Source organism: Agrobacterium tumefaciens, assembly GCF_013318015.2.
Lineage (GTDB): Bacteria > Pseudomonadota > Alphaproteobacteria > Rhizobiales > Rhizobiaceae > Agrobacterium > Agrobacterium tumefaciens.
Window position 1 is genome coordinate 33058 of sequence record NZ_CP115845.1, and the last position, 24070, is coordinate 57127.

Below are 24070 nucleotides of genomic sequence, written 5' to 3' on the forward strand. Positions count from 1 at the left end.
GCCATGGCTATCTACACGTTCCTGTTCCCGGATTCCCCATACTGGCATCGACTTATTGGGGTATTTTATACCGCTGTTTGTATGCAAATTTTTGATCGTGGTCCGGACTCGCGGAATCTGTAAAAGCCCAGGAGGCGAAATGCTATTTCTACTTACTGGCTTTGGCGTGGTCATGGGTGTCTTCCCAACTGCTTTGTACCACTTCATTCAGAACTACCGGCCCGACGCGCCGCTCATAGGCCTGTTGTTTGGAACTGCTGTGGCTTGGACGGTTTTGTCTTTCTTGCTAGCGATCAATCGGTTGGTCCTTTTTCTGAAGGGGGAAACGCTGGGTGACGCAGTTCATCAAGCCAACTCCGTCGCGCTCATAAACGGCATGGTTATCGGAGGGGGTCTATCAGCCGTTTATCTTTTTAGCCTTGCATTCTAATTCCAAAAACTGCCGGGTGGGGTGTCATCCAGCGACAACTCCAAGTGGGAAAAAATAGGAGACATAAATGCTGCTTTCCCAAATGCCAAAACATGTTGAGACTTTTGGTCCATACAGGCGAACCGACGGCCAAGTGTTTGAGGTCGTCGGAACCCTATGGGAGAGCCCAGCCGAGTACGATTATTGGTTAGGTTCCTACGAAGCAAACCACAAATCGTGGGGTGCACTCCGCATGACGCTGATCATCCCAAAAAGAATTGCCCCCTCTATTCAATCCGCCCTTGCTCTGGTCGCAGCAGGGCCTTTAGATCAGGTGAAGTCCGAACTTTCTAATGCTACGGCGACTGGGAAGGATTTCGTTCTTTGCCCGTCTACTGATGGCTGGAGTCTTATTGGTTAGGGCAAGTCCAACAAACGCCCGGAGACCAGTCATGATCAACGCCGAAGTTATCAAGGAATTCCTAAGAGATGCGTACAACGAAGGCGCGCTCGATCTGGGCGTGGACAGGAAATTTCTCGAGGGCTTCATCAGAATATTCGCTGGCGAGCAGGAAGCCATTCAGGCTATCGCTTTTGCGTCATACCTCGATGACGATGAGCAGGCGGCGTTGTTTCCGTTGGCAAAAATAACGCCAGAAAGCGCCAGCCACTATCACGCATGGCTTCGCCGCATCGAAAAATCCAACTAACGGCCAGTGCGGCACGCAAAACGAAAGCAAAACAATGTTTGAGGTTGGGGAGCGAATTCGAGATTGGACGAACTACCATATTTACCTGCGAGTGTATTTGATCGGCTATGACGGCAAGGTGATGCCACGCTTGCTTCGCAAGCTTCTCGCTCGTTCTGAAATCCACAATGCATGGCTCCTTGGCTATATGGGCTTCTTTGAACAGGATGAAATCCGTTTCGGTCCTGCCAATCCCTATCCTGGCGATCTGGCCCTCGCCGCCGATTGATAAAATTACCGCAGGGCCGTTCCGAACAACGCAACCATTGTGCTCTATCTTCGCCCAAAAAGGAGAAGGCATGTCTTTCGGAAAAATCGTCGCGCTATCGATGCTTGCTGCTTTTTCGGTCGGAGCTGGCTACAGCTACTACGCTGAGACAGTCGACCTTCCTCAGCCGTTTGGCGCTAAAAAAGCTCCTTCCCCTTCATCTGATGTACAACGAATGAATATGACATCGGGAAGCGCAAAGCTGTCCGGATTCCGGCCCTATACGCTTTGCTCCGGATCAGTGAGAACGCACTGTGTCGTCGACGGCGATACGCTTTGGCACGAGGGTGTAAAAATTCGGATCGCAGATATCGATACTCCCGAGGTTTCCACTCCCAAGTGCCAGTCAGAAGCAACATTGGGTGCGAAAGCGACTTCGCGCCTTCTACAGCTCGTCAATGCGGGCCCATTTGAAATTATAGCATGGCAAGGTCGTGACGAAGACAAATATGGCCGCAAGCTACGTGTCCTGGTCCGAAATGGGCGTAGCATTGGTGATGTACTGGTGTCCGAAGGGTTAGCGAGAACCTGGGCCGGTCGTCGGCAACCTTGGTGTTAGGCCATGCCTGAAAAAAAGCCCGCTAGAAGCGGGCTCTTTTCTTAATAGAGTTCTGATTTCGGCCGAGGCCTGTCCGGCTGTTGCCGACGCTTCTGTTGCGTCGGCTGGATGTTTTTCGCCTGCTGTTCCGCTGCGACGGATTTATTATGAGAAGCGACAGCAGGGACTTTCGCAGGTGATGCATCGGCTACCTTCTCCTGCGCCGCCTTCTTTTCCGGCTCCACCGGAGCAAAAGGATTTGTCGCGGCGATCTGAAGTGCTTTCTCAAAGCCTCCCATATGTCCGCGCAAATCAACATCGATGGCCTCGCCATTCGGTCCTTTCACTTTGTATGCAAAGCCGATCTCCTGAGAGGACTGCACCGCTGACTGCAATATGCCTTCAAACGGCAGGCCGACGATGCATCCTTGGTCTGAGCAAAACCATTCCTGCTGCGGAATGGTCTTTTCAACTCCGGCGAACGACATGCGCATTCCACCTTCCGAAAAGAAGTTGCTCGTGACATGCACAAACAAGAGCGACTTGTTTGCGACGCTGGAGCCAACGCCCCACCTTACCGAAGACCTGGTGGCGATCGGTTGCGCATTGTCCATGACAACCTGCTCGATAGAGCAAGAGCGTCGGCCGGACGAAATCCTGACGCTGCACCCGAGGCTCCACACGTCGAAACCCCGCGTGACCGTGAGAATATCGCCCATGTCGATCGTTTCACCTGGATCAACAATGGGTGCCCTAACCATATATCGGTTCACGGCCGGCTGTTCGGGAGATGCTGTCTCCGGGGCGGCTCCTTCTTCCGCCGTCGCCAGTCGGGCGATAGAGAGCATCGCAACCGTCAACAATGTTCGCTTCATTCTTTGCTCCAAAAAGTTATGGGGGCGAAAAGCCCCCGGGAGATCAATTGAGGGTGAAGGATGCGCCGGCATTCCAACTCAGGTCTTCTTCGCCGAAGTTGTAACCCATGGACGCGTTAATCCTCACGGCGCCGTCTTCGGTAGTGTACCCAACACCGGCAACCATCGACGTGGAACCTTTGAAGCTGCCGAGGCCGGAGGCGAAGGAAAGCTTGCCGGGGTTGTTGTCAAACCGTAGTGCAGCCATGCCCATAGCGGATGCGATGCCGGCGCGCGTTTCCTGAAGGTTCCGCTCAATCTGGTTGCTGAGCGCGGAAAACTGGCCGGTGTTTTGCGACTGCAATTCGGAGAAGCGCTGATCGGTGTAGTTTTTCGATTCCTGCGCTACCTGCTTAACCTGACGGACGTTCGCCGCGTCGGTATCTGCTTTGCCGTCTGCTACGTTGTGGAGCCGTACCGGGCCTGTGCCGTCGCCAGTCAAAACGACGTCATTTGTCCGCTTGCCATTGCCGTCCGTCACATACTGGACGGCGGCTTCATTGGTCGCCTTGAGTGCGTCACCGACATTATTGTAAGCGAGGCCCGCAACCTCATAGACCGGCGCCTGTACGGTGCCATCGGCATTGATCTTTGCGCCCCCGCCGAGAGCAGCTACGGTTGAATCGAGTTGAGCCACGTTCACCGCGTCTGTCGCTGCTTTACCGGCCGCGACATTCCCGATCTGTACCGGATTTCCTGTGCCGTCGTTCAACGTCAGGCCGCCGCTCTTGTTGCCGTTCGCGTCGGTGTTATAAAAGACGCCTGTGTCCTTGATCCCGGCAATGTCGCGATCGTGGCCGTCCAAACGACCGTCCTGCTCGGCGTTTTTCTGCTCGACGCCATCAAGCCGACCGTCCTGCTCGGCGTTCTTCTGCTCGACGCCATCAAGCCGACCGTCCTGCTCGGTGTTCTTCTGCTCGACGCCATCCAACCGGCCATCCTGCTCGATGTTCTTTTGCTCCACGCCGTCGATCCGCGTGGAATGATCGTTCAACTGGTTTTGCTGATTTACAATCGTATTATTGATGTTGGTGATGTTGTTGTTGATGTTCGTAATGGCCTGGTCGTGACCGTTTAGACGCCCATCCTGCTCAGCGTCCTTCGCCCCATTGTTGTTGTTCGAAATCTGCTGATTTACGTAATTTTGATATTCGTTCTGAATTTGATTGAACGCGTTGTTGATTTCGCCGGCTGTGACGAAATTGTTCATATCGTAGTACCCACTCTGCACCCCTGCAGCGTTGCACTTCGTGAGGCTGCTACTCGTGCTGTTCCCGTCGAACGTGCCCACAGGCACGCTCACATTGGGTTTGATTATGCAACCCGTAGAACCACCAACCTGCGGTGCCGCATGAGCCGTCGATAAGCTGACGGGAAAAATCGCCGTAGAGGCGATTAAGGAAATCAAAGCAGTTTTTCTGCCAGATAACACAAGCTTGGTTTTTCTAAACCTCGCGATGTTTAGGGGAAGTGCGGCTTGTGGCCGCGACGTGTAAGACATGGAACGTTCCTCTTTCCAGGATGCACACCTTAAAGACGGGACGTGGACCGGGGCGTTAGAGCGCCCCGGTTCGCCCTTCGCAGCATCAGCAATTTTGCAGATATTACGAAAAAAGTACAATCAACGAATTACTAAATATGCGTATGAAAGTACACCTTGAATTTTCTTCGACGGCACATTTAATATGCGGAATCATGCTTTGTGCGCCCTTTTTCGCTTATAATTTGCAAATTATGCGATTTCGAGCAAATGACTGTCACAAAAATATACCCTTTAGGGTAATTTATAAATTGCAATTTGAGTATCTTTTTTGTTCGATATAAGAGACGATAACCGTCACATAATCGACCAAGAAGTGAATTTTCATGCTTTTTGATGATGTTTTTTTGCCGATGTGCGGCACGTTCAAGCGGGCCGCTTCGCGGACATTTTTACGTTCGCCCCATGACAGCGGCGGCGCAGCCCGTCAAGCGGCCCGTGAAGTCCTGCAATCTTCCGCACCAGTCCGGCCGTGCCGGACCCGAGAAGCTTCCACGCCTTCCGCGCCAAGCCACTTGACTGCCTGCACCCCCGCCGTGGGGCGGGCTTTCGCCCTCCCCCCTCTGTCCGGGGGAATGTCAGGAGACATTCCCCGATCAGATCGGGGAGGCTTCGCCCGAGGGGGCTTGCCCTTTGGGAGTGCAACAGAAAGCTCAGGAGATAAACCATGACCGATACCAAAGCCGCTTCCGAAACGATTTTTGTTCCGTTGAACAAGCTCAGCATCGACCCGAAAAATGTCCACGCTGGCAAGGTTTACAGCAAGCAGGGTATCGAAACACTCGCTGACAGCATCCGGAAGGACGGTTACAGGCTCTTGCAGGACCCTATCGTGCGCAAAGCTGAAAAGAAGGGCCATTACTACGTCATCGCGGGTGGCCGACGCTTGACCGCACTCAATCTGTTGGCCGAACTCGGTGAAATCGAAAAGAGCTATGCCATTCAGTGCAAGGAGCGAAGCGGCGAAGACGCGCTGGAAGTTAGCCTTGTTGAGAATATCGAACGCGAGGCGATGCAGCCGGTCGATCAGCTGCACGCTTTCCGGCGCATGGTTGAGGATGGCAAGCAAACTGCCGACATAGCAGCCCGTTTCGGCGTCAGCGAAATGACAGTCCGTCGCAGATTGGCCTTGGTCAAGGTAGCCCCGGCCCTGCTGGACCTCTACAGCAAAGGCGAGATGAAGCTGTCGCAGCTCGAAGCCTTTACGCTGACCGATGACCACGAGCGGCAGGTCGATATCTGGGAAAATCTCTCTTATTGGCAAAAGGACGCCACAGCCATCCGTGATGCCATCAGGTCCTCTGGTGTAAGGCCGACCGACAAGCGGATGAAATTTATTGGAGGTTTGGCAGCGTATGAGGCTGCCGGGGGGGCGGTCAGGCGCGATCTATTTGACGACGAGAACAACGGTTTTGCCACTGACGTGGCACTGGTCGAGAAGCTTGTGGCGGACAAACTCGAGGCGGAAGCCGAGACCGTTCGTCTTGCAGGTTGGGCGTGGGTGGAATGCAGTAATGGTTATCCCTCTGACACCTCCGGCATGCGTCGCGTCTACGCAGAAGATGTTCCGCTCTCGGATGAGGCGCAAGCCGAACTGGACCGGTTGAACGCCGAACACGAAGAACTTTCCGATCTTTTTGAGGCCGGATCAGCGACGGAGGAGGACGAGGCGCGCGTTGAAGAAATCCGCAAGCGAATTGATGAACTGACGGACATTCCGCCCGTATATCGGGCAGACGACATGGCAATTGCGGGCTGCTATGTGTTCCTCGACCACTATGGTAATCTGAAAGTCGAAGCTGGTTTCATTCATCCCGAAAACGATCCAACTGTGATCGAGGATGGAACCGAGGACGAGACACACGGTCGCTCTGCCACCACTACGGCGACGGCAGATCAGAAGCCAACCGGGTTCAATCCTTCGGCTGCGCTGGTCATGGAGCTTTCGGCGCAGAAAACCGCTGCGATCCGTGCTGCCATGGCGAACAATTCGCACGTTGCTCTTGTTGCGGTGGTGCATTCCCTGCTGCTGAATGGGTCCAGCCTTTACAGAACAGAAGAAAGCTGCCTCGACATTCGCCTGACGAGTGAACGGCTTGGCGGCATCATCAAGGACGCCGCCGACTGCAAGGGGATCGTAGAGTTCGACACTCTTTCCGAAATGTACGGCGACCACATTCCCGGGTCGGCTAGCGACCTCTGGTTTTGGCTGCTGGAAAAGCCGCAAGACGAACTCCTTTCGCTTTTGGCCTATGCCGCTGCAAAGTCCGTCAATGCGCTTCATCTTGGGCATTATGCGCGTAGCAAGGAGCGCGCGCACGCTGACCGGCTGGCAACAGCCCTGAACATGGACCTGCGGGAATGGTTCGTGCCGACGGCTGCGAACTATTTCAGCCGTGTCAGCAAGACCGGCATCGAGGAAGCTTTGGCCGAAGCGAAAGGCGCAGATTTCGCCGCTGGCGTCTCTGGCATGAAGAAGGCTGATGCAGCGGCTTACGCGGAGCGCAACATCGCCGGAACCGGCTGGTTGCCACCGCAATTGCGGATCGTAACCGACGCCACGCACAAGCGCGAGACTGATCACCAGTTTGACAACTTTGAAGAATACGGCGAGCCTCTTGGCAGTGCGCTTGCCGAGGCGGCTGAATAAGCCGCCAATCTCTGGCCGCGCCTCGTCCCCGGCGCGGCCAGTTTCAATCTCGTGCCTGACCAGGTCGAGGGGCTCCCCTGTCGCCCTCCCCCTCGAACTCCCCGCCCACCCGAAGGACCTGAAATGTTGAACTCCCCCAAAACTCCAAACCAGATCGACGTGAACGTAGGCGCTCGTATCCGCCTCCGTCGCCAGCTTCTCGGCTTCAGCCAGAGCAAGCTTGCCGAGGCGCTCGGCGTCACATTTCAGCAGGTGCAGAAATATGAGAAGGGCACCAACCGCGTCGGCGCCAGTCGATTGCAGGCAATTGCTGCTGTGCTTGCCGTTCCGGTTTCTTCCTTTTTCGAGAGCAATGGCGAACCGGTGGAACACCAGCCGCCCCTAGAAAATGACTTCGCTGTATTTCTCGCCTCGCCGGACGCCGTTGCGTTGAACTCAGCATTTGCGAAAATCGAAGACAGTGAAGTGCGACGCAAAGTCGTTGCCTTGGTCAAAACCATTGCGGGCGCTTGAAATCAAAAGGCCAACGCAAGGCGGCCTTCTCCTTCAAATGTGGTGACGATTTATAAGCACTTCGTGATACGGTCTTCCCATGAAGAAGCCCAATACGACAAAGCCTCTTCTGAGGCATGACGAACCGCTCCGATCCCGCCCGCTACGCCGGCGAGATCCCGCGCAGCCGAACCTGCCGCTTGATGCAATGCCAGACCGGGTTGAACCTTGTCTTGCGCTTCTAAAAGCCAAGCCGCCCAAAGGCGACGATTGGCTTTTAGAGGTCAAATGGGACGGCTATCGCATTGCAGTTCACATTGAGCTCGGCCGGGTTCGCATACTCACCCGCGGAGGCCACGACTGGACACACCGTTTCCCGACGATCGCTGACGCTGCGAAAAAACTTGCTGTCGCCACAGCCATAATCGACGGCGAGGTCGTGGTGATGGACGAGCAGGGGCGGTCGGATTTCGGCCTCCTGCAGAAGTCCTTGGGCGGACGCTCAGGAAAATCCAGCGCAGCTGACGCCATCCTCATGGCCTTCGATCTTCTTTATTTTGATGGCCACGATCTCCGCGCCGTCGAACTCTCCTCCCGCAGAAAAATGCTCGAGGATCTTCTGTCCTCCAAGCCACCAGGTATTATGTTTTCTGAAACGATCGAAGCGGACGGTGACGCGCTCCTGTCGTCCGCCTGCGGTCTCGGCCTTGAGGGCATCATCGCCAAACATCGCGATAGTCCCTATCGCTCCGGTCGCTTGGGCGACTGGCTGAAGATCAAATGCATCCAGAGTGACAGCTTTTTCATCGTCGGATACGAGCCATCCACTGCCGCGCTCGGCGGAATTGGCTCGCTCTTGCTCGCCGCCTATCGAGGCGATGACATCGTGTATGTCGGCTCCGTTGGAACCGGATTCAAGGAGGCTCAGGCCAACAAACTGCGCAGTGTCCTGGACCGCCTTAAACGCAAGCGGCCTCCGGTCGAATACGCCGGCGTACGCAAGAATGTCGTATGGGCGCAGCCAACGATCATCGCTGAAATCGAGTATCGCGCCTGGACGCATGAAGGGAAGCTGCGGCACGCCTCATTCAAGGGCATCCGCGACGTCCAGGACAATGCCGAGGTCTATCGCCTCGATGAACACTGACAGGTACTATCCCGTCAGCAAAGGACTGATTCTCGACTATTGACACGCCGTAGGCTTGGCCACACGCTTAGAGAGTGTTTAATAGAGCAAGATGAATGCAAATATTTCAGTCCCATGTGTCGTTTGAATGCCCAGCTTGTCATAAGCGATCTTCCGGGCATGTTGAGATTCCGGAGCCTGACTGGCAAGCCGCCGAAAGTTCTAGCGACTTGAATTCTGAGGGAAATATCTACGTCCAGTGTACGGAGTGTGACGAGGAGTTTGCCGCGTATGTCGAGAACAACGCGGGTAACGTCCAGATCAAGCTGGACGATTTTCCAGACACCTACGTCGATGCAGATAATGCGTTTTACAGTCGAGAAGACTGGCCAGAACCAGAGGTTCCAGACGATCCACGGTCTATCTTTGCCGACTTGCATGGTGAGGTGAGTGCGTGGTTGGGAGAACACGGTTCAGACTATGGCGGTGCTTTAATCAATCGTATGTTGTTCGCGTCGCTTATCGGTGGCCTGGAAGCTTTCCTGAGCGACACGCTTCTCAACGCTGTAGCTGAGAGAAAAGAAGCACAGCTGCGTCTTGTGAAGCAGGACAAAGAAGTTCTGGCGATGAAATTCTCTGCGGCAGAAGTGCTTGAAAACCCGAATATTGTGATTGAGACGCTGACCAGCCACCTGCGCGATATTAGTTTCCATAACCTCCCGAGGATCAATGCTCTCTATCGTGCCGGATTGGAGATCGATTTCTTCGCACTGGTCGGAAAAGACGCCGTCGCAGCTCTCAATAAAGCCGTCGCTCTCCGACATCATGTCGTGCATCGTAACGGACGCGATAAACAAGCTAATCTGCTGGATGATTTTACGCCAGGTTATGTGAAGTCCGTGTTGGATTTGGTCGACGACCTGGTGAGAAAAATCGATGAAGCGGTGAATCCGCATCCGTTCTGATGGAAGATCTGAGATTTTTGGGAATGAGAGTGAGGGGCATCGCACAATGTGCGACCGTGCTCTATGGCTTCGCCACGGAGCCGCCCTGTCGGCCGTCTCCGCCGTTCCGGTAACGATCACTTGTCCTGAAAAAACAGAGTGACCGCTTTAGCGGCCTCATTCGCAATGAGCATACGCTCCGCTTAATGCCCTTTCCCACTGTTTGATTCCCGCTCTACGATGGTCCGCAGGTCTCGCCAATGGGCAAGCAGGCTGTCGCCTGTCCGTCTGTCAGAAAAACGGCTTTCACCGCCAGGGCGGCAAACCTTCCGTTTTTCAGCCAGCCAGACCCATGACTAGCCCCGCGCACCAACGGGGAGCGGGCTTCGCCCTTCCCCCCTTCGTTCCGGTGGATGTGAGGGCACATCCACCGGAACGGTGGGTGAAAGGCTTCGCCCACTGCGGGGCTTGCCTCTCGGATTTCGGGAACCGTTGGAGACTTAATCATGACCGTTTACACAAGCACCGCACGTTTCGACACCGGCCGCGCTCTGACTGAGGACGAACTGCGCAAGCTCGCCCCGTCGATCTTTGCCAAGACGGCGCACGAAAGCCGGTCAGAGCGTTTTCAGCCGATCCCCACAATTGAAGTCCTCCGTGGCCTCAAAAAGGAGGGCTTCGTTGCTGTCGGTGCAAAGCAGTCATCATCACGGAGCGAAGGTAAGGCAGACTATACCAAGCATCTTATTCGACTTCGCCGCATCGACGATGGCAAGGTCTACAGCGTGGGCGATACCGTTTGCGAAATCCTCCTGAAGAACGCCAACGACGGTACAAGCGCATATGAGTTGATGGCCGGATTGTTCCGCGTGCGTTGCCTCAATTCGCTTGTGACGCAGACCGGCACGATTGAGGAAATCAAGGTTCGCCATTCGGGCGACGTACAGGCGAAAGTCATCGACGGTACATATACGGTCCTCAAAGCCGCCGAAACCGCGCTTGCAGCCCCGCAGGACTGGTCAGTTGTGCGCCTCAACAGGGAGGAAAAGGAAATCCTTGCTGCAGGAGCCCACCTGCTACGCTTTGGCGACGCCGAGGGCGAGGCAAAAACTCCCATCAAGCCGGATCAGCTTTTGAAGCAGCGCCGCGCCGACGATATTTCTGATGACCTTTGGACGACGTGGAATGTCGTGCAGGAGAACGCAATCAGGGGCGGCATTCGTGCGGTTGGTCGTGATGACCTCGGCCGTCCCCGTCGGGTACGTTCCCGCGCCGTGACTGGTATCGATCAGGACATCAAGCTCAACAAGGCGCTTTGGCTCCTTGGAGCCGAAATGGCCAAGTTGAAGGGCGCACACTGATGCGCCCCGACACCTCATTTTCACCCGCTGAGCTTTTCAACTGCTGTACGGCGTCGCAGGAGCCAGACTGGAGCAAATTCACGACCCTTGAACTTGGCGGCTGCATCGATGCCGCCGAGGAAGGCGCAGACGGTACCTGCATCGAGGGCGGGCGGTCCCGCGCCGATGCGGAGTTTTTCACTGTCTACGGACGTCTTATCGAGGGCGTTTACGACCCGATCACCGATTGCGATGATTTTGACGAGGCGCAGCGGATTGCTGCGCATTTGTGCGGCCTAAGCGGCTTGTCGCTTCAGATCGCGTGCTAAACGCTTGAATAAAGGTGTCCGCTCGGGAGATGCGGCGGAACCTCTGGCGGGGTTTTGCGAGGAACCCGGCCGCCCTTCGAAGGGCTCCCCTAAAGCCCCGCCCCTCGAACTCCCCGCCCACCCGAATTGCTTGCGGCCTATGATAACCACCGCGACCGCAAACCTGCCGGCCTGGTGCACTCGTGCAGTGACAGAGCGTTCGAATATCGTTGATCATCTTTCATTTTCGATGATCTTGGTTTGAGCCGAAGCCAGAACGCGCTCCCCATAGCGCCGAAGTGACGGCGAAGGCTCCGGCCGCGATCGCGGCCGATAATGACGCTGCGCGTCAATCCGCGTGGCGGGAAAGGGGAACCAGCTCCCCCTCCCCCTCAAGCACAAAATCAGGTTTCCCCATCCTTCCTTCTTCCGCTGCGCGTCAGTCGTGCAGGACACGGTTGTCATCGCCGCCGCCTTCGTCGCCGGCGATGACAACCGGCCCGCTGGGTGGGTGATCCCCCTCCTGATTTTCTGCTTGCCCCCCGCCCCCACGTCCGGATCGCCGGAAGCTCGGGAGCAGGAGCGAGTGCTCCTGCCCGAGAGGGCAAGAGCTAACCGCTACGCGGAAATAGGAGATTGGACGATGGCGAAACTCACAAAGGCAGAGCGCAAGGCGCACGCAGAGGCCGAGGCAATTCTAACAAACGATCGGCTGAGCGAGGACGAACGCGAGTTTGTCTTCCGTAACTGGCACGAGGGTGCGGAATTCATCAACGGCGCGGCTGGCGCTTTTTTCACGCCGTTCGATCTGGCCGGTGACTTCGCGCTGGATGGCGCTGGCGGGCGTGTGATCGATCTTTGCGCGGGTATCGGCGTTCTCTCCTATTTCGTCGGCCAGCGCGCCAGGTATGGCAGCCGCGCCACGGAACTGACGTGTGTCGAGATCAACCCGAAATACTGCGAAGTTGGACGCAAGCTTGTGCCGGAGGCCCGTTGGATCAATGCCGATGTTTTCGATTGGCGAGAGCTGGGCCTTGGCCGCTATGATATTGCGATCGGCAACCCACCCTTTGGCCGCGTCCGCCGCAGTGCCAACGGCCCTCGTTACCGTGGGAGTGAGTTTGAGTTTCATGTGATCGACATTGCCGCCGAGCTGGCCGACTATGGCGCGTTCATCATTCCGCAGCAGTCCGCATCTTTCCAATATTCAGGCCGTCATTTTTTTGAGCGTCAGACAAAGGGCAAAGGCGTGGAGTTCGAAAAAGCGACGGGCCTCACAATGGATGCGGGCGTCGGTGTCGACACATCGATTTTCAAGAACGACTGGAAAGATACCACCATCATAACTGAAATTGCTTGTTTCGATTTCACGGAGATACGCAGTCGTATCTCAGTGAAAGAGGATCTGGAGGCAGCGGACGGTGCAAGTAAACCGCTGGCGCGTGATATGTCTTTCCTCGTGCCTTTTTCCGCCGATAAACGCGGCCAGTTGAGCTTCTTTTGAGCTTGCAAAAGTGTATATTCCGAATAGAATATTCGAATATCTATCAACGCATATACGCGCAAGGATTCAGACATGTCTCTTTATATCCGCGATAATGCCGTCGATGAGCTTGCAAGAAAAGTTCAGATGGCAACCAAGGCCCCGAATAAAACCGAGGCTGTACGGCGCGCTCTCGAAAATGAGCTTGCCCGGGCCGAAAACGCGATCCCGCTAAGCGATCGTGTCAAGAAGCTGCAAGACGAAATCGGTTCCGTGCTCGGCCCGAACCCCAAGCCTTTCGATATGAAGAAGTTCACCGACGAACTGTGGGAAGAATAAATGTATATCGACGCATCCGCGATCATCGCGATCCTCACCAATGAGAGCGACGCTGGCTCCCTTCTTGCCAAACTTGAGGACGCAAAAAAGCCGATCTTCTATTCGTCGATGACCGTTTTCGAAGCGGTGTTGAGCCTATCTCGCCAAATGGCGAATGCGAAGGTCGGTCACCAGGCCCCAATCCCTCCGGAATTAATCGATACCGCCCAACAAAAAATCGATAGTTTTTTAACGTTGATCGCCGCTCGTGAAATGCCAATTGGTGGCAAAACCCACCGCGCAGCCATCGATGCCGCGCGAAACTTCGGAAAATTTGTGGCCCATCCCGCTCGCCTGAATATGGGAGACTGCTTCGTTTATGCATGTGCAAAGGAGTACCGTCTGCCCCTCTTATTCAAGGGTGACGATTTCATAAAGACCGATATTGAGGCAGTCTAAGCTGGCGAGTGGAATTTCGGTAGGCGTATTTCATATTCTTGGGATTGTTCCGCCGTCCCTCGCTCTTGAAGAGATCGATTGGAGAAAGAAACATCCAGACGAATATGGAGAGGAGGATTTGGAGGCGGTGCCCTTTTTCCACGACATTTTGGTTCGTATCCGGGCAGTGGAAAGTCGCACCTGATTAGCGTCCCGTCGCCTCGCCCTTCCGCATCGAGCGGCAGGACAAGGCCCGAGGGGTTCCCCTTTGGCCCCACCCCTCGAACACCCCGCCCACCCGATCAATGACGGCCGCCTGAGAGCGGCCTTTCTTGTGCGGAACGCACGGGCGGGGTCAGTCGGTCCCGCCTCCCCTGAAGGGCCGCTGCGCTGAGGCTCCTGCGGCTGCCCTTGTTCCGCTCTTAGCGTGTCGAGAATTCCCGAAATCCCGTCCTACGGCCGGCGCTATGCTGATTTCTCCGATGCTCTTCCTTCCATCCTTATCGACAGCGGTTTCGCAAGCGCCACCTTGCCGATCGCGCGAGCTTCGCCCGCTCGAAACGGTGGCCTGTCTAACCGACCTTTCGGCCGCAAGTTCGATAGTCGGGGGAAAGAGGGCTCTGCCCGTCTCTCCCCCAGCAAGAACCGCCTCGTCCCTCCGGTGCAGCAATTCCGTCGCACCCTGAAGGGTGCAACCGCGTTGCGCACCATCAGGCCGCGCGCTTCGCACGCTCTCCTCCGGATCTTGCCCCCCCTCTCTCCGGCTGTTCCGCACGAGCTCGGGGACAGGAGCGGAGTGCTCCTGCCCGCCGGGCAGAAGAAAGGCCGCTTCGCGTTTTGAAAGGAGAGCGGAAATGACGCAGGCCCACCAGATATTCGACGTGATTGAGTACGATGACGGAACCGAACCCGGTCTAAATCAGACTGAGCGGGTCCTTTACCATGCCGGCAGAGGATATCGCTTTGCCACGACTGAAGAGGCGACGAAGCAAGCGCTGATCAAGGCGTATTTCCCGTCGCCTGGGGATGCCGTACAGGCTGCGCGCCTTGCCACGGCACGCCAAGATTTGTTTTCCGTTAGACCAGTCCGGACAAGGCGTGATTTCGCGAAAAGCTATCTGGAGTGGAAGATCCTGCAAGGTCACGGCGGCGCTGGCGACGAAGCCGTAGCTGCTGCCGTTCGTCAATGGTTTCCGAAGAAGTGCGCGGAGGACAAAGACCTATTGGCGCAGATGACGGCTTACGCCTTGGCCTGCCATCGAGCCCGCCAGGGTTCAGCGGCTTATGCTGTGTGAGGTGGATGATGACCTCTCACAGCAAACTTCAGGGAGCCGCGCCTCTCGATGGCAAGATCTGGACGCTCGCCCATATTGAAGGCGAGTGTATGACTGTTCGCATAGGTCAACTGATAGAGACCATACCCTTTCAAGCTGTGCATCAGATCATCGACGATGATCCCGCAAAAGTCAGCGGTGAAATGGACAAGCTCGCCAGCAGGCTCAATGCATATGCTCAATCCGCTCAAACTACTTATCGTGATAGGGGCCACCTGGTTAACGTCGATTTCGGCGCGGAGATGGAGGATTTTGTGCGCAGGCACCTTTTTCTGACAAGGCGATATTGGCGATGCCATGCGCTTTGCAGACGAGCAGCGACGGGAAACAGGGATTCTCGAAATAGGCGTAGGCTGGATGCCCTCTGGCGCGTGCTCTATTCGAGGCGTGCTCAGCTTCAGGCTGATACATTCAGGGCGAGATCCGCGCTCCATCTCAAGGCCTTTCCTTTGGAGGCTGTTGAACATGGCCCTTTCGGATTTCGAAGAAGAATGGAGGAGGGTGAGCCGATCAAAACCAATGCCGAAGACAAGTCATCATGGATTGATTTGGCTGTGGTGCAATTGCGAAGCACTTACGCGATGCTTGCAAGAACGGCGACGCGCGATCGCCCTGCCAAAGGTTGATTAACCCCTGAAAACAAAACTCCCCAGCCTGGAGAGCTGGGGAGCAACCTGATTTTCATCAGGAACTTTTGACTGGAGCTATCCACTCGGCCCCGGTGGATCAGGGTTGATCCGAGCGTTCTAACTCACGAACATGCTAAACAAATTTTCGGACATTGTCCAAAAAATAATGCTTCGGCTTGCTTATTTTCTTGCAAATTCCTCATAAGCATTAATGAGAAATTTTACATTGATTACAGCGCGTTAAGTAATTGAGATTTGGCATTGAAAAGCACAAAAAAGCCCCGGCATTTCTGCCGAGGCTTTCCATCACTGACAGATGTCAGATCAGATTAGAACGTGCGCTGAAGGCGAACGAAACCAAGCCAGCTGTCGCCGCCGCCGTTTACACCTTCGGTGCCGTCTACGTCCTGGTAGTTAACCGAAACGAGCGTGGAGAGGCCCTGGGTGATCTTGTAGCCAACAGCTACGCCAGCGCGCCATGCATCGCGATCGCCAACGAAGTCGCCGTTGGTGTTGATGTCCAGAGTGCTGAAGTACTGAGCGCCGGGGGTGATGGTCAGCTTGTCAGTTGCCTTGATGGCGTATTCAGCAGCAACAGTCCACTCAGACTCTTCGTAGTAAGCGTTTGCGCCAGAAGCCCATGCGCCAGAAAGGCCGAGGGTGCCGGGGCCGATGTCAGCCGTAACGATTGCACGGATAGCACCGTTTTCAGCGTCGGTGTCGTAACCGCCAAGCAGGTTAGCGTTTACGCCGCCGAACTTGGCGCCGATGATTGCCGAGATACCAACGTTGTTGTCGCGCTCGCCCTTAGCAAGGGTGTAGTTCAGCTGCGAAACGCCGAGGTTGTTGGTCAGGTTGCCAACGCCGTTACCGGCAACAACGGTTTCCAGTTCTTCAACTGCAACACCAGCGTAGAAGGAGCCGGCATCGTAGGTGTAACGGATAGCGTTCAGACGGGTGTTGTTCGAAGACAGGTTATCAACTTCGCCAGAGAGACCATCATCCCACCAGTTGTAGTAGTAACCGACCTTCAGGCCGCCGAGTTCGATGAAAGCCTGGTCGACAACAACGCCACGTGCGGAGTCGTTGTTTGCCTGGCCACGGAAACCGATGTAACCGCGCAGAGCGCCGAGTTCGGTGTCGGTGCGGGTGTCGATGTTGAACTGAGCGCGCGTGAACGAGTTCCAGTCAGACGTACCGGACAGGTTGCGACCGAAGTCCGTCTGGAAACGGATGTAACCGTCGAACTTCAGGCAGGTTTCGGTGCCGGGGATGTAGAAGAAGCCAGTGCCGAAAGCGTCGCAAACGCGAACGTATTCCAGGGGCTCAGGCTCAGCAGCGACGATAGCGTCGGCAGCGTGAGCGCCGGATACTGCTGCGAGAGCCGCAGCGGAGCCGATGAGAAGGCTCTTGATGTTCATGGTTGACCTCCAGTCAAATTTTATTTTCCACCAACGCACGTCCTGAGAGCTGGTTGTCCCCGCCTCTTTGGCTGTGCGCTGATTCACAAATGGCAGATGAAATGCGGAGTCGGCAATGTAGAACGGCATAATACAATCATATTCGTGCCGCCTTAATTTCGGATTGTAGCAAAAGGGCAACAATGTGATTAATGGACCGCCATCGGCGGTGTGAAACAATACCCTTTGTTAAACACCAGATTTAATCATTTGGTAATTTCCGTTCAGTTTCAGGATCTTATTCGTGTGTTGCGCGTTGAGATGTGCGGCCATTCGTTCGTTTGACTCGATCACTATACTGGAACATAATAAGAACAAATGATGGTGCGAATACTGACAAGCCAAATTTTGAGGTCAGCATGTGTAACTTGTACCGTGTGAAAACCAATCAGGAATCAATGCGCGACATCGTGGGCATCATGCAGGAGCGGCTTAACCTCGAGCCTGACATCGAGATCTACCCGGACCGATCAGCGCCAGTAGTGCGGAACGGAGAAAATGGCCGGGAACTCGCTGGCCTGACATGGGGAATGCCGTCGCCGCAGTTCGTCACACAGGGGAAGCCGGACACGGGCGTCACAAACATTCGTAATGTGACGTCGCCGCACTGGCGGCGCTGGCTTAGGCCTGAGAACAGATGCGTGGTGCCATGGACAATGTTCTGCGAATGGGAGGACACCACGCCACGCAAGACCAAACGCTGGTTTGCGATCAACGAGGAAACGCCCCTCGCCTTCTTCGCCGGCATATGGACCGGGTGGAACGGTGTTCGCGGATCAATGAAGAACCCACGTGAAGGCGATCACCAGCTCTATGGATTTCTGACGACCGACCCGAACAGCGTCGTCAAGCCGATCCACCCGAAGGCAATGCCGGTCATTCTGACGAACAAAGATGAAGTTGAGACATGGCTTACCGCGCCGTGGGACGAAGCGAAATCGCTTCAACGGCCATTGCCTGACGACGGCCTCGTGCTGCTGCCAGTTGAGGAAGAAAGGCCGCAACAGGATCTATTTGGATAGGAGGCAAACATGCGCATTCGTCCATACCTGCTCGAAAAGCACGGCGTATACGCAAAATCCCCACTGGATGACGGTGACTTCGTCGGCGCAAAGAAAGCCAGCCATGACGACCTTGATCCGCGAATAATCGCTGAAGTCGACCGGGATTCTGACCTCACAGTCTTCACCGGTTACGTTGCCACAGAACTACTCGCCGACGATGACGACATACCGACCGGCGCTAGAACGGAGATTTTGTTCAGCCAGCGCAAGGGAATCGCTGCCGTTTACTACGACCACCCCAACATTTCCGACGCGTTCATCGAATGGGTCTTCTGTTCGTCCGCCGAGGATGCGTTGGACAAATGGAAAAAGAAAGTTCGCTGGCCTCTGATTGAAGCATCGAGGGGACCGGTCGACATATTCGGAGACGCCCATCTTTGAGCGACCAGACCATTAAGGCCGGCGACGGCATTCTCGACGAGCACTATTGCGAACATTCGGGCTGCAAGAAGTGGGGCGGCTTCGGATATTCCCGCTCAGAGACGGAGATGTCATCCTGGCATTGCTGGGAGCACTATCCTCAAAGAGATCTGTTCCAATTCGACCGATCAGCACGTCGCAAAGACGGTTGATTTATACACGGGCGATTGACAGTTTATTGTCTCACCATTCGAGTGCGTCGTCATCCGGTGAAACCGACAGAAGCGCTTCGTGGACCGCATCGACGAAGGCCGCCCGCGCATCTTCCGGCCGATCATCCAAGCCGTTTTCAAGAACGGCAGAGCAGACCATGAGGGCAGTGACGTAAGCCTGTCCATCGGCGCCAGCCGGCCATTTGTTTAAAAGGCACCTGGCCAAGTCCGCGACTGTCTCAAGGGTTTCGAAATCGCCCCATAGGATCGTAAGTGGCTCTATTCTGAATTCGCTCATCGGGAGAGATTATTATATGCCGAAAGGTTTAATCAAGCCCGTAGACGGCCGGGGTATCCTTCCGCTCCAAGACCTTTGCAAGCCGCATCGCGCAGCTTGCGATCCGGTGATCATCTGCTGCTCCGGAAATATGGCCCGGTTTCGATGACGGCTTAAGTGCTTTCGTCGTACGGGCCGAACTCCTCCGTCATTAGGGCCGTACAAGTGCATCGGGCCGCTTTGAAATCGCTCCTCGTAGCGATGAAAGAAGAGGACGCGAGAGCGTCGATTTGTCTTTCGGTAGCATTTTAAATAAGCAAATATTACCTTTTTGACACGCAAAATAGAGCACCAAAATTAAACCAATAAAGAAAATATCATTATATTTCATAGGTTTATAAAAATTAGGCTTTTGGAAAGAAGTTTGTTAACGCACCAATTTTAGAACTATTTGCGACTACCTAAATAGTCGTCTATGCTCACGCGCAAATCAGACCGGGAATCAGTTCGGCTGACTGAATTTTAAATGTCACGGAGAGAACAACAGACCAGAAAAGAAAAAACCGCTCCCGAACAAATCCGGAAGCGGCTGGGTAGTAATAATATATAAGCCAAAACCGTTATCGCACCCTCCCCGCCCCAATGTCAACAAGAAAACGTCTGTTCGGCGAACGCTAAGTCTTTGCCTGGTCTCTGCTTTTGAAAGTAGGGGACAATGGAGACACTTTGCCATTCAACACGGCCGCAGGGACGAAAGATCACGCCCCAAAGGATGAGGTTTATCGCAATGGCGAAGACCGCGTCGCTCGGAACTGTTCAACGATCGGAGCTCGCCTTTCTTTCGCAAGCGCTACCTTGCACCGGCTTGATCAATGCCACCGAAGCGCACCTGCTTATGCTGTTGGTCAACACCGCGTCCAAAGAGGCTTTTGAAAAGAACGGTAGTCCGATTGTTTTCAAATCAAACAAGCATCTGGCCTTCGAACTGAACCGCTCTGAGAGCCGTGTAAGCTATCTGCTGTCCCGGTTGTTCGACGCCGGCTTGATCACCATGCAAGATAGTGGGAACTACAAGCGGTTCCCCGGCCGCGGGACTGACGGTGACGCTTCGGAGGCTTGCGGGATTGATCTCCGCATACTCGTTGCTCGCCATGGCGAACTCACGGAGCTGGTTCGGACCGCCCGAGTTGAGCAGTCAGCGCGCAACACAGCTCTACGCAGGTATCGTGGAACGCTCAGAATGCTTAATGCGCTGATCGAGGAGGCAACGTTGGACGGCGTTGTTTCCTTGTCAGCCTCCGTCCAGCGTCTGCGCCGGGTCATCCAAGCCGTCGGCAAGCCCTCCGCCGCCAGCAGCAATGTTCTGCGAAAGGCCACAGGCCTCATAGATTGGTTGGCACGAAAGATAACAGGCCTCAATGCCGCTCTGGAAGTGCGTGGAAGTATGCCAAAAACAATAGGCCTGCATCTCGAAAACAATAAGCACATACAGAATACAAACCCCTATCAGCCCGTAGGAAGTAATAATGAACGGCGATCGGCTAAGGCCGATCAACAAAATTTTGAGGCGGCTGGCTCCGCCAGCAAGAGGGCTTTTGAGGAAAGCCTGTGGCAGCGTGTGGAGACACGCAAGCCGAAACCGAGCGAGCGGAACGGTCTGCCTGCCCTGCAGGACCTGTTAAGGGGAACCCCCGCACTGAGCATGTGGGGAATAACCGCGAAAAGCTGGACTGACCTGATAAAGTCGATCCCACTAATGGCGGCCTGCGCTGGCATTTCACCGGACGCCCGCGACCGCGCGGTTCAGCAGATGGGAGAACAGGCCGCGGCCGTCGCAATTGCGATCACTATCCAGAAACAGGAGATGCGGGAAGTGACATCGCCGGGTGGTTATCTCCGTGCAATGACCGATCGCGCAGCGACGGGGGAACTTTACCTCACACGCTCTGTCTACGCTCTGGCGGCACGCCAAATGTCCGGAGCGCTGAATTGATTGGGCCAGAGATGGACTATGGCGCTCACGATTTTTTCCCGTCATGCGGTGCAGCTCGGAGAGCTCGTCGGCATCAGCGCGTGGAGACGGACAATCCCAACGAATGTCGAGGTCATATCGACGCTGGAACGGTGGCTTCTGGCGGGTCAGGCCGTCTTTCCTTTGCCTGGTTTGCTCTTGATGCTCGTTCGCATGTCGCCGCAGATACCGCAAAGCCGCTCCCCTGAAAATTTCCCCGCCTGCGGCTTCCTCGCGAAACAAATTTTCCGGCGAGCAGCCTCCGTCGCGGTGCTTCGGCCCTACGGGTGCAGTCCATGCTCATTCGACATGCCTGATGAACGGTCATCGCAACCCCGATAAAGGAAAGACACCATGACCAACAATAAACTCACCAACTTCATCCAGTTCGAAGATGACAACATCGCAGGCGCCGTGGGCACCGGCCGGATATCCACCCTCACCCACGACATCGAGATCCGCGCCGTACCTTTCACCTCCGCAAACGAGAGAGCGCCGACACATCGCATCTTCGGCAAATCGCCCGCGGGCTACGAACTGGAAGTCGGTGCCATCTGGCAGGGCCAGAACAACAATGGCGGGACCAAGTTCACCCTCTTCATCAAGCAGCTCCGCCTCAATGCCAACCTCGGCCGATACGCCGGCCAGGATGACGCCAGCCTGCAGGCGATCATTCCCTGGGAGGACAGGGACTGAAAAGTCCCCAACTTCTCTTAGCCCCGGCTGGACCCGGGGCTTTTACCGTAATATGGCCGAGCGTTGCGGCATGTCAGCCGCTCTTTAAGTCGTTGAATTTATGGTAAACAAGTTTCTGACTGAAAGTGATCAGGACTTTAGCATTCATTAGTTCGGATACTCTCGGGTTGAGCTTCTAACCATCGATAACCAGCGTTTATCGATGGTTTAGATTCTACGAGGCTAGGCTCGCATCCGAGCCTTTATCGACTTTCGTTTTCTTCGGTCACGAACTCTCCCACGAATGAATAGCCCGCGTAAAAGCCATTCCTCTCCATGAAATGCCAGCCTAACCTGTACTTTTTCGAAAATCGCGCGAGGTCCTTTTGTATCCTCGAGCGAATTTCCGCCCGTTTTCCATGATAGTGTTTCAGCATTGCAATGTCAGTCGGAGAGGGAGCTGTGTCTGTCCCGCTGTAAACAAATCGTTTTCTCCTGTTTGTCATGCTCTTCGAGACGAAATCCAGCGCGGATCCGGGAATGAAACTGTTGAAATCGTAGACGTCGCCAGTTTCCGGGTTTCGTGTGATTTCGATGGTGACAAGACCCTCATTCGCAGCCAATGCGGATATGAAGCGCTGTCGCACGGTGTGAGAGTTATGCCGGGATATCAACGCAGACAAATATGAGATCTGCGCCGTCCCCAAAACGGTCACCAAAAAGGTAGCTGCTTCAGCCGCCCAGGGACCCTGCAACTGTCCCACGACCATCTTCCGCACCTTTTCAGGCTGCTCTTTATTAAGCTCGCGCAGCAAATCTAGCGATGGTCCCAGGACCGTTCGATCGGCGGAATCGAAGACGACCCGCTCAATAAGCTGGACGAGCTTTTCCGTTTTCATTGTCTTCCGGAGAGCTCCGAGCGCCGTTCGCCGAACGAATGCGTCCCCAGATCGCAAAAAGGTGTCGAGAATTCGCGACGCTTCTTCGTGGTTCGGTGTCGCTGCCCCGAACTGAAATCGATCAAGCCAGATGACCTGTTCCGTCCAGTGATCGTTGAGATAAGACGGCTCAAGGCTTTGCCTGTCGCCCATATCTTCCTCTTCGAAAAACGACCCGTCAGTATCCGCTCCATCGAGAATGGTTGTATCGTCAAAAACCGTATTATCGTTCCTGGTAACACCTCGAAGTGACGCACCCGTAAAATTCACGTTCCTTAAATCACAGTCACTCAAATCTGTGTTGTCCAGAATAGCGAACTGGAAATCGCTCTCTGGATCCAAACCTATGGCTTTGGCCTTCGAAATGAAATCGAGCTCTGATTTTTCCAGAATATCGATGGCCTTTGCAATCTGGTCGCCGTTAGGCAGAACAAAAAACGGGCTCTCACTCATCAAACATTTCCAGCCGCGCAAAGGTTATTGTTTCCGGGTTTTTATCTTGTGCAACTTCGGAAAGCTGTTTGGTGACCAACAAACTCAGAAGCCTTCCCGAGCTTGTCGGGAGCGATAGCTTCGGCTTACCCACAATTTCGACAGCGATATCGCGACGTTTGGCATGAATGGTGACAGATGCGCCAAACCGATTAGATAACCGCTCGTCCTTGTTAACCCGAAAAAACACTTGATCCTTGTGAAGATAAGTTCCGGACAGGGCGCGGTTGTCCTCATTAGTCACCTTCCAAAGATCGCCTCCCTTCATTTCAACCGGAATGTGTCGAACCACTGTTTCCGTTTTCCTCAACCGTTCCTGTTCCGCTGAAAGATCCTTTGATGACGACCGTTTGAAGCCAAGGCCAAACTTTGGACCCGTAGCAGAGCCTGACGCAGATCCATTTGTTTCGCTCCCCTTTGCGGAACGGCTGGATTTCTTGTCGTGTTCTTCAACGTTGATCGTCTTGTCAGCAAAGGCTCCATGGATTCGCATACCATGCTTCGTGTCTCCGCAGATCTCGCCACCTTCCGCATTCGCGGAAATGTAAGCTGCCTTGAAACTGATTTTGAGTGTGTATCCTTCAACCTCTGTTTCCGCCTCATCGAAGAAGATCCTCGTTTTGACGTCTGCCGTTGTGCCCTCTTCGTTGATGGCCATTGTCCCGGCAAGTTCGACTAGGTGGCGCAATGGCATCTGTGACTTTGATGAAAACTGCACGGCCGAATCCTTATTGTTGAGCAAGCCAGATTTAGCAGAAACACGTCTTGCTTACCATCACGGCGTGTATCGCGGCGCGAATGCAAGAGCCATCGCCTCCGGGCGACGCGTCGGATATTCTCTCCTACCGTTAACGAGGCGCACCGCCGCCGGGAATGAGTGAGCTCCAGGAGCTGCGCTTTGCTTCCCCATTTACGGTGGACGTCGGGCGGTTGTCCGCGGACAACGTCGCGGATTGAACCGTTTCTTGCAAGAGTTGTCCGCGGACAACCATGCCAGGTAGCTACATAGTTACCCATTTGTAAATTGTTTACGAATCGGAGATTATCGTAGCTGCGCAATTCAAGGCTGATTTGTCAAAACTGCGCTGCTGAGGGAATTCC

The 24070-nt window shown here is 54.9% G+C and carries 27 protein-coding genes; 21 read left to right on the top strand and 6 right to left on the bottom strand.

The window, feature by feature from the left end; all coding sequences use genetic code 11:
• Positions 1-139 precede the first annotated feature (139 nt).
• From G6L97_RS27040 to G6L97_RS27060, 5 genes are all read left to right on the top strand, one after another.
• The gene (locus G6L97_RS27040) at positions 140-430 is read left to right on the top strand and encodes a hypothetical protein (protein ID WP_174004225.1); all 291 of its coding nucleotides are present in this window, start codon (positions 140-142) and stop codon (positions 428-430) included.
• Between the two features lie 67 nt (positions 431-497).
• The gene (locus tag G6L97_RS27045; RefSeq protein ID WP_174004227.1) at positions 498-830 is read left to right on the top strand and encodes a hypothetical protein; all 333 of its coding nucleotides are present in this window, start codon (positions 498-500) and stop codon (positions 828-830) included.
• 31 nt (positions 831-861) lie between these two features.
• Positions 862-1119 (top strand): hypothetical protein, encoded by a 258-nt coding sequence (locus G6L97_RS27050; RefSeq protein WP_174004229.1) that lies wholly within the window; start codon positions 862-864, stop codon positions 1117-1119.
• A gap of 34 nt (positions 1120-1153) precedes the next feature.
• Entirely contained in the window at positions 1154-1387 is a 234-nt protein-coding gene (locus G6L97_RS27055) for a hypothetical protein (RefSeq protein ID WP_174004231.1), read from the top strand.
• Positions 1388-1457: 70 nt separating this feature from the next.
• On the top strand, positions 1458-1985 hold the full coding sequence (locus tag G6L97_RS27060; RefSeq protein ID WP_174004233.1) for a thermonuclease family protein: 528 nt from the start codon (positions 1458-1460) through the stop codon (positions 1983-1985).
• Positions 1986-2026: 41 nt separating this feature from the next.
• On the opposite strand, the gene G6L97_RS27065 is transcribed toward G6L97_RS27060, so the two are convergent.
• Positions 2027-2839, bottom strand: a complete 813-nt coding sequence (locus G6L97_RS27065) for an invasion associated locus B family protein (protein WP_174004235.1) — start codon at positions 2837-2839, stop codon at positions 2027-2029.
• 43 nt (positions 2840-2882) lie between these two features.
• On the bottom strand, positions 2883-4379 hold the full coding sequence (locus tag G6L97_RS27070; protein WP_236776393.1) for a YadA-like family protein: 1497 nt from the start codon (positions 4377-4379) through the stop codon (positions 2883-2885).
• Between the two features lie 706 nt (positions 4380-5085).
• Between G6L97_RS27070 and G6L97_RS27075 the strand changes: the two genes are divergently transcribed.
• The 11 genes from G6L97_RS27075 to G6L97_RS27125 all read left to right on the top strand — a co-directional run bounded on the left by G6L97_RS27075 (position 5086) and on the right by G6L97_RS27125 (position 15477).
• Positions 5086-7068, top strand: coding sequence for a ParB/RepB/Spo0J family partition protein (locus G6L97_RS27075; protein WP_174004237.1), 1983 nt, complete (start codon positions 5086-5088; stop codon positions 7066-7068).
• Between the two features lie 123 nt (positions 7069-7191).
• Complete coding sequence (locus G6L97_RS27080; RefSeq protein ID WP_025591855.1) at positions 7192-7581, top strand: helix-turn-helix domain-containing protein; 390 nt, start codon at positions 7192-7194, stop codon at positions 7579-7581.
• A gap of 79 nt (positions 7582-7660) precedes the next feature.
• Entirely contained in the window at positions 7661-8707 is a 1047-nt protein-coding gene (gene ligD / locus G6L97_RS27085) for a non-homologous end-joining DNA ligase (RefSeq protein ID WP_174004795.1), read from the top strand.
• Positions 8708-8802: 95 nt separating this feature from the next.
• A complete protein-coding gene (locus tag G6L97_RS27090; protein ID WP_174004794.1) occupies positions 8803-9651 on the top strand; it encodes a hypothetical protein in 849 nt (282 codons plus the stop codon).
• Positions 9652-10136: 485 nt separating this feature from the next.
• The gene (locus tag G6L97_RS27095; protein WP_174004792.1) at positions 10137-10991 is read left to right on the top strand and encodes a DUF932 domain-containing protein; all 855 of its coding nucleotides are present in this window, start codon (positions 10137-10139) and stop codon (positions 10989-10991) included.
• Entirely contained in the window at positions 10991-11299 is a 309-nt protein-coding gene (locus G6L97_RS27100; protein WP_174004790.1) for a hypothetical protein, read from the top strand. Before G6L97_RS27095 ends, G6L97_RS27100 begins: the two co-directional genes overlap by 1 nt.
• 424 nt (positions 11300-11723) lie before the next feature.
• Entirely contained in the window at positions 11724-12782 is a 1059-nt protein-coding gene (locus G6L97_RS27105; RefSeq protein WP_272438534.1) for a class I SAM-dependent methyltransferase, read from the top strand.
• 72 nt (positions 12783-12854) lie between these two features.
• Positions 12855-13100, top strand: a complete 246-nt coding sequence (locus G6L97_RS27110) for a type II toxin-antitoxin system VapB family antitoxin (RefSeq protein ID WP_174004166.1) — start codon at positions 12855-12857, stop codon at positions 13098-13100.
• Positions 13101-13538 carry a type II toxin-antitoxin system VapC family toxin gene (locus G6L97_RS27115; protein ID WP_174004168.1) on the top strand — a complete coding sequence of 146 codons (438 nt, stop codon included), beginning with the start codon at positions 13101-13103 and terminating at the stop codon, positions 13536-13538.
• An 833-nt stretch (positions 13539-14371) separates the two neighbouring features.
• Positions 14372-14812: a hypothetical protein gene (locus G6L97_RS27120; protein WP_174004170.1), complete on the top strand. Its 441-nt coding sequence runs from the start codon at positions 14372-14374 to the stop codon at positions 14810-14812.
• A 5-nt stretch (positions 14813-14817) separates the two neighbouring features.
• Positions 14818-15477 carry a hypothetical protein gene (locus tag G6L97_RS27125; protein ID WP_272438535.1) on the top strand — a complete coding sequence of 220 codons (660 nt, stop codon included), beginning with the start codon at positions 14818-14820 and terminating at the stop codon, positions 15475-15477.
• 332 nt (positions 15478-15809) lie between these two features.
• On the opposite strand, the gene G6L97_RS27130 is transcribed toward G6L97_RS27125, so the two are convergent.
• Positions 15810-16901, bottom strand: coding sequence for a porin (locus G6L97_RS27130; protein WP_174004175.1), 1092 nt, complete (start codon positions 16899-16901; stop codon positions 15810-15812).
• Between the two features lie 398 nt (positions 16902-17299).
• On the opposite strand from G6L97_RS27130, the gene G6L97_RS27135 reads away from it, so the two are divergent.
• From G6L97_RS27135 to G6L97_RS27145, 3 genes are read left to right on the top strand one after another with little or no spacing between them, the layout of a single operon-like run.
• Entirely contained in the window at positions 17300-17962 is a 663-nt protein-coding gene (locus tag G6L97_RS27135) for an SOS response-associated peptidase (RefSeq protein WP_025591985.1), read from the top strand.
• A 9-nt stretch (positions 17963-17971) separates the two neighbouring features.
• Positions 17972-18385, top strand: a complete 414-nt coding sequence (locus tag G6L97_RS27140; RefSeq protein ID WP_025591984.1) for a hypothetical protein — start codon at positions 17972-17974, stop codon at positions 18383-18385.
• Positions 18382-18576, top strand: coding sequence for a hypothetical protein (locus G6L97_RS27145; protein WP_272438536.1), 195 nt, complete (start codon positions 18382-18384; stop codon positions 18574-18576). Before G6L97_RS27140 ends, G6L97_RS27145 begins: the two co-directional genes overlap by 4 nt.
• A gap of 31 nt (positions 18577-18607) precedes the next feature.
• Here the strand turns inward: G6L97_RS27145 and G6L97_RS27150 are convergent, their stop codons facing one another.
• Complete coding sequence (locus G6L97_RS27150; protein WP_025591982.1) at positions 18608-18874, bottom strand: DUF982 domain-containing protein; 267 nt, start codon at positions 18872-18874, stop codon at positions 18608-18610.
• A gap of 766 nt (positions 18875-19640) precedes the next feature.
• Here G6L97_RS27150 and repC point away from each other — a divergent pair.
• Together repC and G6L97_RS27160 are read left to right on the top strand one after the other, a co-directional pair.
• Positions 19641-20846, top strand: a complete 1206-nt coding sequence (repC, locus tag G6L97_RS27155) for a plasmid replication protein RepC (RefSeq protein ID WP_236776390.1) — start codon at positions 19641-19643, stop codon at positions 20844-20846.
• Between the two features lie 372 nt (positions 20847-21218).
• A complete protein-coding gene (locus tag G6L97_RS27160; RefSeq protein ID WP_174004178.1) occupies positions 21219-21560 on the top strand; it encodes a DUF736 family protein in 342 nt (113 codons plus the stop codon).
• A gap of 242 nt (positions 21561-21802) precedes the next feature.
• Here the strand turns inward: G6L97_RS27160 and G6L97_RS27165 are convergent, their stop codons facing one another.
• Both G6L97_RS27165 and G6L97_RS27170 read right to left on the bottom strand, forming a co-directional pair.
• Complete coding sequence (locus tag G6L97_RS27165; protein WP_174004180.1) at positions 21803-22930, bottom strand: pentapeptide repeat-containing protein; 1128 nt, start codon at positions 22928-22930, stop codon at positions 21803-21805.
• The gene (locus G6L97_RS27170) at positions 22923-23687 is read right to left on the bottom strand and encodes a hypothetical protein (protein WP_174004182.1); all 765 of its coding nucleotides are present in this window, start codon (positions 23685-23687) and stop codon (positions 22923-22925) included. The genes G6L97_RS27165 and G6L97_RS27170 overlap by 8 nt, the downstream gene beginning before the upstream one ends.
• Positions 23688-24070 lie beyond the last annotated feature (383 nt).